Here is a 10,208-nt window from a genome sequence, read left to right on the forward strand (position 1 = left end):
AATTAAAAGTAGCAGGGCCTAGATTTGAACTAGGGATCTCGGGGTTATGAGCCCCGCGGGATCACCAGACTACCCCACCCTGCTATACGACAAAAATAGTATTACGACTATATATAAATTATTGAATGGATAATATATAAACCTTTCTACAAAAAGAGGAAAAATCAAAGAAAATAAGTTATTTATTTTCTAATGATTCTATTCTTTTATCCAAATCACCTAATCTTTCCTCAGTAACTTTTTGGAATTCTTCAGATGACTTTTTGAATTCAATTAAATCCTTTTCTAAATTATCTACACTTGTAGTTGTTTCTGCAAATTTGGTTTGAAGCTCTTCTAAATCATTTGTAGTGGCTAAAGACCAATCTTTAATTAATTGATCGCTTTTTTCATCTAAGAAAGCATCAAGTTTGTTAGAAAATGCATCAGTATTTAAACTGGACACATTGTCGGTTAATTTGACTTTGATTCTTTTACTCATTGATTCGGAATCGTCATCAACCAATTCATCTTTAGTCAAATCATAATCTGATTTGTTTTTGCCTAAAACCTCATCCATATGTGCATCAGCACTTTCAGGAACAACATTGCGCAGTTTAGACATAGTTTCAGGACTGTTCAATAAATAATAATAAACTAAAATCACAATTGCAACGACTAATATAATGATTGCAACTGCTTCCATAGCATCCATATTACCACCTATTTATCCATCTTTTTGAGTTTTTTCTCTTTTGCTTCAATTTCCTTAAGCATTTTTTCCAATTTTTTCAGTTCAGTTTCAGCTTCGAGTCTGGCTAATCTTTCATTGATTTCAGAGTGAAGATAACCGACATTGCTTCTTACTTCTGTAGTGGATTGTCTGATAGCTGAAAGGCTGTCCTGTTGCTCTTGTGGCAATGGAATTGGATTATCCATTAATCTTTTAGATTCAATGTCCTTTTCTACCATGGACATTTTTTTAAGTTCAATTTCTTTTTCAAGTATTGATATTGAATTTCTTGATTCTGCTACTTTTCTCCATTGGAAAACAATGATAAGTAATACAACAGCAACAATTATCAAAATTATCAAATAGAACATTTGATCTGGAATTGTAGTAATACTTTCCATGTCATAACCTCCAAATAATATATACAGTATAATAATATAAAATATAATATAAACTTTATTAATTAAATAATTAATTATTTGTTAAAGAAGGTAATAGCTTATGATAGAATCTTACTTAAAAGCTGGAAAAATCGTTTCAGACATACGCAGTGAAGCTTCAAAAATGATTACTGATGGAGCTTTGGTTATTGACCTTGTAAACTATGTAGAAAGTGAAATATTAAAAACTGGTGCGGAAATTGCTTTTCCATGCAATGTATCAATAAATGAAATAGCTGCACATTATACATCACCTGCAGAAGATAAGACCCAATTTAAGGCAGGAGATATGGTAAAACTGGATTTGGGTGCAATGGTTGACGGATATATTGCAGATTCCGCAGTTACAATAATAGCCGGCGGAAACATTGATGAAAACTACACCCAAGATGAAATCAACCTGCATGAGGAAATCATAGAAGCATCCGCCGCAGGCCTTGAAGCCGCAATAGCTACAGCAAGAGCAGGAGTGGAAGTTTCAAAAATAGGGGCTGCAGTTCATGAAGCAATAGCGGAATACAATCTAAATCCGATATTCAACTTGACAGGCCATAGCCTAGAGCAAAACAATCTGCATGCTGGAATTTCAATTCCAAATTATGACAATCATGACAACTATGTTCTGGAAGAAGGCCAGGCCGTTGCAATAGAACCGTTTGCAACCAATGGGGAAGGAATCGTAAATGATGCTCCCGGCCATTATATCTTTTCATACATGGCAAACAAGCCTTTCAGAATGAAAACCACACAAAAAGTTCTGAAATACATCCAGCACAACCATGCATATGTTCCGTTCTCAGGAAGATGGATTACTGACGAATTCGGAAACAGAAAGGGAAGCATTGCATTAAAACAGTTATCAGAGGCAATGGCAATCTATCCTTATGCTCCGCTTCGCGAGAAAAAGAACTGTTTTGTAAGTCAAAAGGAACATACGCTAATCATTGAAAAAGAAGGTTGTACAGTTACAACAATTTAATTTAATCTGTTGCTGTCTAAGCAACACCTATTTTTATTTATTAAAAAAAGAAAAAAAGAAAAAAGAAATAAAATTAGTATTCCACAGGAAGTGGTAAACCTAATTTTGCTCTTCTTTCACGTTCTTTACCGTTTTTATCTTTCTTACCTTGAGCTAATTTTTCAAGTAAAGGAAGACCTGGTTTTACTTCATCCATTGGTTTTGTTTCAATTAAACCAGCGGAAACTGCAGCTTTAAAGATGCTGTCACCATCGTCGGTTCTGGTTAAAACAGTGGACCATCCATCAGGAGATCCTACAGAACCGGTGGATACATCCGCCCATTCAGCAACATAATCCATACAGATGTTACATCCTGCTTGTTCATATCCGTGGGTTTCTTTAATAGCTAAACCGTTGTCTTCTCCATCTTTAGTTAACCAGAATTTGCCTTTACCAATGTCCATTTTGGTTGCATCAGTTAAAGAGTCAAATCCTAATTTAGCGGTTGCGAAAGTATCAAGAGAAGCCATAGGGAAGTTTTCCATACAGTAGATACCAATCATTAATTTAATCTTATTAACGACAAATCTTGTGAATGGATAAGCTTTTGCTTTCCTTAAACCTTGAAGCTGACATGGAGTTGCAACTACACCAACTTTTTCAAGTCCGTATTGACGGGTTGCTTCTTTTAAAGCGGATAAAGTTGGGGACATTGAGTATTTAGTTCCAGCAGCAGCAATCACTTCATCTGAGGAAGTTACTACAGTAGGAATAGGTCTCCAATCGTCATCAGGAGTTCCAGCTACAACAGCACCTTCAATGATTCCTTCATCAAGTGCGAAACAGAGTAATGCTGAAACAATTCCTCCGTCTTGTGATACTTCTAAAATTTTACTATCAGTAGATCTTGCAGATAATGCTTCTTTATAAGTACCTAATGGCATGTTCATTCCTCCTATAATCCTGTTTCCTCTTTAATTCTTTTTATAGGCAACCATGCTCTTGGACACATTGCATAACAAGATCCGCATTTAATACATCTGTCTCTATCACAGCTAGGTCTACCTTCGGAAAAGCCCATAGCCCTTGTTGGACAAGCTAGAGCACAAGTTCCACATCCAGTACATAATCCGTTACGGATAATGTTGGTCATTACATCACAGCCACATCCAGCGTTACAAGCAGCAATATCCATTGCTGGTTGTAAGTATTCTAAGTTTCCTTCACATAATGCTACAACTGCGTTAGCAATCATTTCAGGAGCTACAGGACAACCTGGAAGTGCTAAATCTACTTTAACTAATGAACTAATTGGTGCGAAAGATTCATGTTTAGGTTGTGCTTGTTGACCTCCACGAGCAAATGTGGTGAAACAACCGGTCATAGCACATGACCCGAATGCACAAATTAATCCGGATTTTTCTCTTGCTTCTAATAATTCGTGAACACTGTGTTCATCTTGTAAACAAACAGACCCTTCAATTAAACATAAGTCCATTTCTGGCATTTCTTCAGCATAAGTTCCGTGAATCCATTTATCAACTAAAGTTTGACCGTATACAATGTCAACCAAATCAGTTAAAACTGTGGACAATATGTCATAGTTTTCGGTTAAAGACATTGCATCACCAGTACAACCACTTAAATGTATGTAACCAATACGTGGTTTTGATGAAGCAGCTTTAGGTTCTTCTGCAGGTGCGGTAGTTTCTACAGGAGCAGCTTCTTCAATTTTTTCTTCTACTTTTGGTTCTTCAGCTTTAGAAGATCCACCAAAAGCTTTTTTCAATTTTTCAAACATTATTTTACCCCTATTTCATTTAAAATAATATCTATAGCTTCAGGAATTGCCTTTTCAACAGGTTCTGATAAACCCATATCCACATCCGGAGTTGGAATCTCAGCTGGTTTACAACCAACAACGACTACTTCACATTTTTCAGAAATTTTTTGAAGAGGTTCTTCAACAGTCAATCCATGAGGATTGTCATATTTTCCTATTTTCATAATATTAGGATCAAATTTATCAACGGTTCCAGGTTCTGCATTAAACTCAACCACATCAATCACGATAAGCTTTTTCCAATCATATTCTTCATATAATGGGAAAAAGTTGGTTGGAGCTGCAGTGCCCCCATCAATAAATTGAATACTGTCAGGTAATGATACATCTTCAAATTTTGATATAATTTGTTCTAGAATATCTTTATCAAATTCTTCTTCAACATAAGCAGTAACAGCTGGATCATAATAATCATTTTTATCATTGAGATATTTCTGTAAAATATTTATAACTATTGGACCGAAACCATCATCTTTAAACAAGATGTTTCCACAGCCAATAACGATTATATCCGAATGATAAGGCATATTTTTTTCCTCCCTATACTTAGATTCTCACCATTTCATTTTTGAGAATGGATTTATCTTCGTCGTCAACTACCATCACGTGAGTAGCACATGATAAACATGGGTCGTATGCTCTGATAACATGAGGTCCGAAGTCGTGGTGGAATCCTTCAGTTGCAGGACCCATTGTTGGAATGTTCCATGTAGTAGGCACAATTGCAGAATAGAATTGAGTTTTTCCTTCGACAACTTTTGCCATGTGTACATCAGTTCCTCTAGGACCTTCAATGACACCGAATCCAAGTTCTCCAGTTCCTCTCTTATCGTAACTTACGTTTGCAGGAGCAGCAGGATCAATTGCATCTAAAGCTTCCATACATGCATCGTAGTTTTTCAACATTTCATCTGCACGTGCAACATGTTGTGCGACTACACCTTTGTCTTTGAAACCTGCGAATTTTTCCATTCTTGCCCTTGGACCGGTTTCAACGTTTTGACCTTCCCATAGCGGAATTACTGAACAACCTCTTTTACCAATTTCAGGGTCATCATACCATGCTTCTGGTAATACTTCAGAGAATTTGTCCATATCAAATTCGTTGGAACCATAGGTTGCATCGACTGCCATTAATGGTTGGTTAACTACACCTAAATCTGCAGGTAAACCCGCTTCAAGTACACAGTTTTTAATAAATTCAACGTGCTCTTCGAGTTTTGGTTTTAATGCAGTCATTCTTTCGACTAATCTTTCTTTGGTGAATGGGGTAATGTTTCTTGCCATACCACCAACTCTTACATCAGATGGGTGAATACCTTCACCAGCAATCATGTCAACAACGTATTGAACAGTTTTTCTGACTTCACTAACACTGTCTACTGCTGCTACGAATTTGTCCTCAGGGACAACGTCCGGTGCAACTAAGAAGTGGTGAATTGCTGCACTGTTAATACCATGTGCTGCTGCGACTGCTTTTCTTAACAATTTAGCTGCTTTAGGAATTTCGATTCCTAATGCCATGTCCATAGCTTCTGCAGATGCTAAAGTATGTGGAATTGGACATACTCCACAAATCCTTTGGCACAAAACAGGAGCGGTTTCAGGTGCTTTGTTAAGAACCATCTTTTCTAAACCCCTTACCGGAGTAATACTAAAATACATACCTTTTGTAACTATCCCTTCGTCATCGACTTCCATGACGAGTTCGGCATGGCCTTCTTGACGAGTTGTAGGGGATATAACTACTCTATCTTTCAAATATGTCACCTCAATTATAGAAATTAGAAACTAACGTGTATATTTTTGTTTGTATATATTAATAAGTAATACTAAAAATTACATATAGAAACGTATATATTATAGAACATCTTAAACTTATATTATTATATCTTAAAATCAAATTTATAGGAGGAAAAAAATTGGATAAAGCAAATATAATCATCTCCATTATTATCGTTTTATGTGTTGCGGCAGCAGTTGCGGCGTATGGTATTACTAATAGTGATAATCCAATCTTTTCTGATTTATCAAGTATGTCAGCAAATGATGATAATGCTGGAAATGGAATAGGAAATACTACTTCAACCGATAATGGAACCGGATTATCTGTAGCTACTACCGATTCAGGAAATTCTGGTTCAAGTAGTTCAGGTAGTTCAGGTAGTTCAGGCTCTAGCGACTCAGGATCAGGTAGTGGATCCAGTTCAGGTTCTGGCACTAGCGATAGTGGAAGTGGAAGTGGCTCCGGTAGTGGAAGCGGTTCCGGATCAGGTAGTGGAAGCGGAACACAATTATCATATTCCAGCGCACAAAGTATTGCAAGTGGCGCTATTGGAGAACCAGGATGCTATATTGGAAGCGGATACTATTCTGATGGATACTGGTACTTTACTGTCTATGATGCTGATGGTAATAATGTCGATACAATAAGTGTTAATGATGCGACAGGTGCTACTGGTAGAGGATAAGGATTATTCTTTAATCCTTTTTATTTTTTTATTTAACTAATAGATAAATATATATAATAAAAATAACAGATTTATTATTGTTGCATATGAGGGCCCGTAGCCTAGCTGGATAGGGCGTCGGACTTCTAATCCGAAGACCCCGGGTTCAAATCCCGGCGGGTCCGCTCTCAATATTCTTTTTTTCTAAAAAATAGATTGCATGGCAATTTAATATTTTATGGGCTTGTAGCCTAGTCTGGAAGGGCGTAAGACTCCTAATCTTAAGATCGAGGGTTCAAATCCCTCCAAGTCCGTTTTTAAAAATTATCCAAAGTAAGTATTTTTTCTGATTTTCTCTCAACTATCTTTTTATTGAAAGAAATCTCACCATATTTTCCCCCACCACCAGGAACAACATCAATGGATCCATTTCTAAATGATTCAATGACAGAACCAATATTCGAATCGATTTTTTCAATATCCTTTAATGGAGCATTAATTAAAACATCTATTTCGGTCCCAAAACTATCAATCAATTTCTGCCATTTTGACTGAACGGTTTTTGTTGTAACTCCTTTATCATAAACAGTGGCAATTAATTCAGCAAGGGGCATCAAATGAACATATTTCGGTCTGAAGCTAGGATGTTTAGGCTCTTTATAATCGGCAATTTCAGAAATTCTAAAGTCAACGCCTTTTTTGATTGTTCCACCGCAACTGCATTTCATTTTATTGTCCTTTGCAATCATGGGATCAACCAATTTATAGCATTTGGTACATGCAGTCATGTGATACTTTCCTAAATTAGGTATTAAACCATAATTTGCTTTGATCTCCTTATGTTTTATTGCATGTTTTATAGATGAATATGAAATATCTTTTAGCTCAATCTGATTAAATTCCCTACCTAACCTATGTGGCCATGGTGAATGGGCGTCGGAATTTGTTAAAAATGGAAAATCCTTAAGTTCGCTGACAGTGTCTGCCATAAAGGTATCAGCAGATAAACCTAACTCAACAAAATCCGGCTTTTTTCCATAGCAATCATAAATGCTGTCATGTGATTTATACATGCCTGTCCATGGAGTGAATGCGTGGGCAGGGCCGATAAGGCAGTCATATTCCTTCACCAAATCCAAAAGCTCTGTACCACCATATCTAGTTTTAGGCCTTCCGTCAATTTCCTTATTTTTGGATGGAAGCTTATCTGATAACTCACGGGCAATGTCAATGTCCGGAATGATAATCAGATGATGAATCCTGTGCTTTCCCTCCACTTCAGTTGTTAAAACAAAATCCATATCTTCAACAGAATAAATTCCATCACCCGAATATGTTGTAGTCTCTTCAACAATATCCAACCATCCGGGATGGAATGCATCACCGGTTCCCAAAAGCTGCAGTCCTTTTAATTTGGATTTGGGAGCCATATTCTTTATCAGCATGTCTTTCGATGAAGCCATTGAAAAGCAACTGTGAACATGAAAATCAGCATTGACCAACATATATAATTGTTAGAAATTGAAATTATATTAAACTATCTAATAACTTTTTTACATCAAAAATAGGATATTTTTCTTTTTTGGGATGAAAATCTGCTGTTAATTTATCTTCATTAACAATTCCATCGATTTCATCCAAATTTTTTAAAAAATCATTAGTTCTATTTATTAAATCGATTAATTGGGCTTGATTTGTTGGATAAGCAAGCTTTAAAGTGGGGATATTTAAATCTTGAACGATTTTTACCTCCAGACTATGTGCATTATTGCATGCATTACCGCCGAATAATATCAAATCATTCAAAGCATCATACATTCTTTCACGATTTTTCGGTCGCTTGCCAATCATAATAGCTGCATCAGCTTTTTCAACAACCTTGGAAAATAAGAATAATCTTGATTTCACACCAGAAGGCAGTTCACTTGAAGAATATTTTGAAATCAAAGTATCAAAAGTTAAATTGCCCTCAAGAATATCCATGTTATCATATCTGGAAAAATTAGAAGGAGATAAATAAGTGTGTCCATTTTTTTCGATTAATGGAATAACAATCATAGATGCATCGGGTACAACTATAACATTCATAAAAAAAAGTAAAAATAATATATTGGAATCTAACCAATATATCTTAAATCATCAGCGTTTCCTGCATTAGCCCTATTAATCAAATCTTGTTCCATTTGTTGGGCTTTAGCAATCATTTGTCTTGTTTCTTCTGCTCTTTCATCTAATTTATCGACATTAATTTCAAAGTTGAGCAATAATGATAATTTTTTCAAAATGGCTTCAGCAGATTCTGCATCAATGAAATATCCTGGAGTTTCACCCATAAGGCAGGTTCCTGGAATTCCTTGACGTACGGCCAAACCTAAAAAGAGTCCTGAAGCACCGACAATACCACCATCATTAGACCTGATTTCGATTTCAGCTTCTCTTAATAATTCAATGTTAGCTTCATCAGTAGCTGCTCCATAAACTTTAGGATTTTCAACAGGTTGAGGGATAGCCATTCCGCCAAGAGTATAAATCCTATCTATTCCATAACCTTTAACGAATTCCAAAATGTCTTTACATATCAAATATTGGCCTTCTGGAGACAATGCCTGAGTATTACCAACGAGAATAATCAAATCTAAATTATCTTCTCCGACATCTCTTAAATAATATAACTCATTAAGCATGTTTTCAATTATTCCTTCCTCTTTTATAAGAACTTGAGGAGGAAAAGTTGGAGAATAAATCTCGGCAAATTTGATAGCTCCCAATTCATCAATCATGTGATCGGCAGCGAGTTTGCCCACATGTCCAAGGCCAGGTAACGCTTCAATGAAAATAGGATTTTCTAGTTCAATTTCTTCTAAAACATTTATTTCAGCGGCATTCAATGTGATTACTCCTTCATTGATTCTTTTTTCAATATACGACGATATTTACCATATTTATCCTCAACAGAAAATTTGGGAGGATAAATAACTTTAAGTTTCCCGCCGCATTTAGGGCAGGAATCTTTTAAAGTATAAATTCCACATTCAGGACATTTATTCATTTTCATATTCATAAGAATCTAATTATTATCTAACTCTCTTAGAAAAGAACCATTACCATCAGATTCTTCAACAACTGCAATACATCTTTCTGCTGCTGCTTTAAGAGCCTTTTCAGCTAAGATATAATCAGTAGATTTTACTGTAATCCTGTATCTAGGTGCTCCAACACATTGGACTTTAATCTCTTCCTCATCATCACCATTATCTTCAGCGGCTTTAAGAGCTGCAATGATGATTTCAACACCATTAGGCACAAATGTTTCAATATCCACATAACCGCTAATGTGAACTTCAGGAGGAGTGATATTCTTTTGAGCTACTTCAGTAATAGCTTCTGCCCAATCCTGAGGGATTTCTTCTTCAAGAAGTGATTCGACACCCTCTTCTGAAGCGGTTTCAAAAGCGCCATAAACATCACCGAAGATGTCCATGAGATCATAACCCACTTCATCATAAGCTTCATCTAGACTTTTATCTAATGATTTTGCAGCCAATTCTAAGAATTTTTCAGCTTTTTGTTCAATTTTCCAATGTTGGATTTTTTTAGTTCTTTGGTCTTCACGGATTCTTTTTAAGGAAGCATCCACATGCCCCTTTTTAGGATTGACTCTGAGAACACGGCAAACGATTTTTTGGTTTTCCCTTACGTGATCTCTGATATTTTTTACCCAACCAGAAGATACTTCAGAAATATGAATAAAAGCTTCTTTGCCCTGATATTCTTCTAATTTAGCAAAAGCCCCATAATTAAGA

At 36.0% G+C, this 10,208-nt stretch carries 13 protein-coding genes and 3 tRNA genes; 4 read left to right on the top strand and 12 right to left on the bottom strand.

Annotated features, from left to right (window positions below; genetic code table 11):
* Positions 1 to 9: 9 nt before the first annotated feature.
* From ACJROP_RS00585 to ACJROP_RS00595, 3 genes are all read right to left on the bottom strand, one after another.
* Positions 10 to 84: transfer RNA gene (locus ACJROP_RS00585), tRNA-Met, on the bottom strand.
* 94 nt (positions 85 to 178) lie between these two features.
* A complete protein-coding gene (locus ACJROP_RS00590; RefSeq protein ID WP_406533579.1) occupies positions 179 to 694 on the bottom strand; it encodes a hypothetical protein in 516 nt (171 codons plus the stop codon).
* Between the two features lie 8 nt (positions 695 to 702).
* Positions 703 to 1,113: a hypothetical protein gene (locus ACJROP_RS00595; protein WP_406533580.1), complete on the bottom strand. Its 411-nt coding sequence runs from the start codon at positions 1,111 to 1,113 to the stop codon at positions 703 to 705.
* 100 nt (positions 1,114 to 1,213) lie between these two features.
* On the opposite strand from ACJROP_RS00595, the gene map reads away from it, so the two are divergent.
* Positions 1,214 to 2,131 carry a type II methionyl aminopeptidase gene (map, locus tag ACJROP_RS00600; RefSeq protein WP_406533581.1) on the top strand — a complete coding sequence of 306 codons (918 nt, stop codon included), beginning with the start codon at positions 1,214 to 1,216 and terminating at the stop codon, positions 2,129 to 2,131.
* Between the two features lie 73 nt (positions 2,132 to 2,204).
* Here map and frhB read toward each other — a convergent pair whose 3' ends face one another.
* Genes frhB through frhA form a run of 4 tightly spaced genes read right to left on the bottom strand, consistent with a single transcriptional unit; the run spans position 2,205 to position 5,716 of the window.
* Positions 2,205 to 3,056, bottom strand: a complete 852-nt coding sequence (gene frhB, locus ACJROP_RS00605) for a coenzyme F420 hydrogenase subunit beta (RefSeq protein WP_406533582.1) — start codon at positions 3,054 to 3,056, stop codon at positions 2,205 to 2,207.
* Between the two features lie 11 nt (positions 3,057 to 3,067).
* On the bottom strand, positions 3,068 to 3,913 hold the full coding sequence (frhG, locus tag ACJROP_RS00610) for a coenzyme F420 hydrogenase subunit gamma (protein WP_406533583.1): 846 nt from the start codon (positions 3,911 to 3,913) through the stop codon (positions 3,068 to 3,070).
* Complete coding sequence (gene frhD / locus ACJROP_RS00615) at positions 3,913 to 4,482, bottom strand: coenzyme F420-reducing hydrogenase, FrhD protein (protein ID WP_406533584.1); 570 nt, start codon at positions 4,480 to 4,482, stop codon at positions 3,913 to 3,915. Before frhD ends, frhG begins: the two co-directional genes overlap by 1 nt.
* Positions 4,483 to 4,501: 19 nt before the next feature.
* Entirely contained in the window at positions 4,502 to 5,716 is a 1,215-nt protein-coding gene (gene frhA, locus ACJROP_RS00620) for a coenzyme F420 hydrogenase subunit alpha (protein WP_406533585.1), read from the bottom strand.
* Positions 5,717 to 5,877: 161 nt separating this feature from the next.
* On the opposite strand from frhA, the gene ACJROP_RS00625 reads away from it, so the two are divergent.
* The 3 genes from ACJROP_RS00625 to ACJROP_RS00635 all read left to right on the top strand — a co-directional run bounded on the left by ACJROP_RS00625 (position 5,878) and on the right by ACJROP_RS00635 (position 6,719).
* Positions 5,878 to 6,426, top strand: coding sequence for an endoglucanase (locus tag ACJROP_RS00625; protein ID WP_406533586.1), 549 nt, complete (start codon positions 5,878 to 5,880; stop codon positions 6,424 to 6,426).
* A gap of 90 nt (positions 6,427 to 6,516) precedes the next feature.
* A tRNA-Arg gene (locus tag ACJROP_RS00630) sits at positions 6,517 to 6,590 on the top strand.
* Positions 6,591 to 6,645: 55 nt separating this feature from the next.
* Positions 6,646 to 6,719 (top strand) — tRNA-Arg (locus ACJROP_RS00635).
* Between the two features lie 3 nt (positions 6,720 to 6,722).
* Here the strand turns inward: ACJROP_RS00635 and ACJROP_RS00640 are convergent.
* The 5 genes from ACJROP_RS00640 to ACJROP_RS00660 all read right to left on the bottom strand — a co-directional run.
* Positions 6,723 to 7,910 carry a TIGR00375 family protein gene (locus ACJROP_RS00640; protein ID WP_406533587.1) on the bottom strand — a complete coding sequence of 396 codons (1,188 nt, stop codon included), beginning with the start codon at positions 7,908 to 7,910 and terminating at the stop codon, positions 6,723 to 6,725.
* Between the two features lie 22 nt (positions 7,911 to 7,932).
* Entirely contained in the window at positions 7,933 to 8,493 is a 561-nt protein-coding gene (locus tag ACJROP_RS00645) for a DUF2112 family protein (RefSeq protein WP_406533588.1), read from the bottom strand.
* Between the two features lie 29 nt (positions 8,494 to 8,522).
* A complete protein-coding gene (locus ACJROP_RS00650) occupies positions 8,523 to 9,293 on the bottom strand; it encodes a proteasome assembly chaperone family protein (protein ID WP_406533589.1) in 771 nt (256 codons plus the stop codon).
* Between the two features lie 5 nt (positions 9,294 to 9,298).
* A complete protein-coding gene (locus ACJROP_RS00655) occupies positions 9,299 to 9,466 on the bottom strand; it encodes an RNA-protein complex protein Nop10 (protein WP_069575599.1) in 168 nt (55 codons plus the stop codon).
* A 6-nt stretch (positions 9,467 to 9,472) separates the two neighbouring features.
* The coding region (locus ACJROP_RS00660; RefSeq protein WP_406533590.1) for a translation initiation factor IF-2 subunit alpha at positions 9,473 to 10,208 on the bottom strand (736 nt) is incomplete at its 5' end.

This window comes from Methanobrevibacter sp., assembly GCF_045220775.1.
Taxonomy (GTDB): domain Archaea; phylum Methanobacteriota; class Methanobacteria; order Methanobacteriales; family Methanobacteriaceae; genus Methanocatella.

What these genes read in the sequence shown, in the direction of transcription:
- ACJROP_RS00590 (WP_406533579.1), bottom strand. Translation starts at nt 694, where the DNA reads ATGGATGCTATGGAAGCAGTTGCAATCATTATATTAGTCGTTGCAATT.
- ACJROP_RS00595 (WP_406533580.1), bottom strand. Translation starts at nt 1,113, where the DNA reads ATGGAAAGTATTACTACAATTCCAGATCAAATGTTCTATTTGATAATT.
- map (WP_406533581.1), top strand. Translation starts at nt 1,214, where the DNA reads ATGATAGAATCTTACTTAAAAGCTGGAAAAATCGTTTCAGACATACGC.
- frhB (WP_406533582.1), bottom strand. Translation starts at nt 3,056, where the DNA reads ATGCCATTAGGTACTTATAAAGAAGCATTATCTGCAAGATCTACTGAT.
- frhG (WP_406533583.1), bottom strand. Translation starts at nt 3,913, where the DNA reads ATGTTTGAAAAATTGAAAAAAGCTTTTGGTGGATCTTCTAAAGCTGAA.
- frhD (WP_406533584.1), bottom strand. Translation starts at nt 4,482, where the DNA reads ATGCCTTATCATTCGGATATAATCGTTATTGGCTGTGGAAACATCTTG.
- ACJROP_RS00640 (WP_406533587.1), bottom strand. Translation starts at nt 7,910, where the DNA reads ATGTTGGTCAATGCTGATTTTCATGTTCACAGTTGCTTTTCAATGGCT.
- ACJROP_RS00645 (WP_406533588.1), bottom strand. Translation starts at nt 8,493, where the DNA reads ATGAATGTTATAGTTGTACCCGATGCATCTATGATTGTTATTCCATTA.
- ACJROP_RS00655 (WP_069575599.1), bottom strand. Translation starts at nt 9,466, where the DNA reads ATGAATATGAAAATGAATAAATGTCCTGAATGTGGAATTTATACTTTA.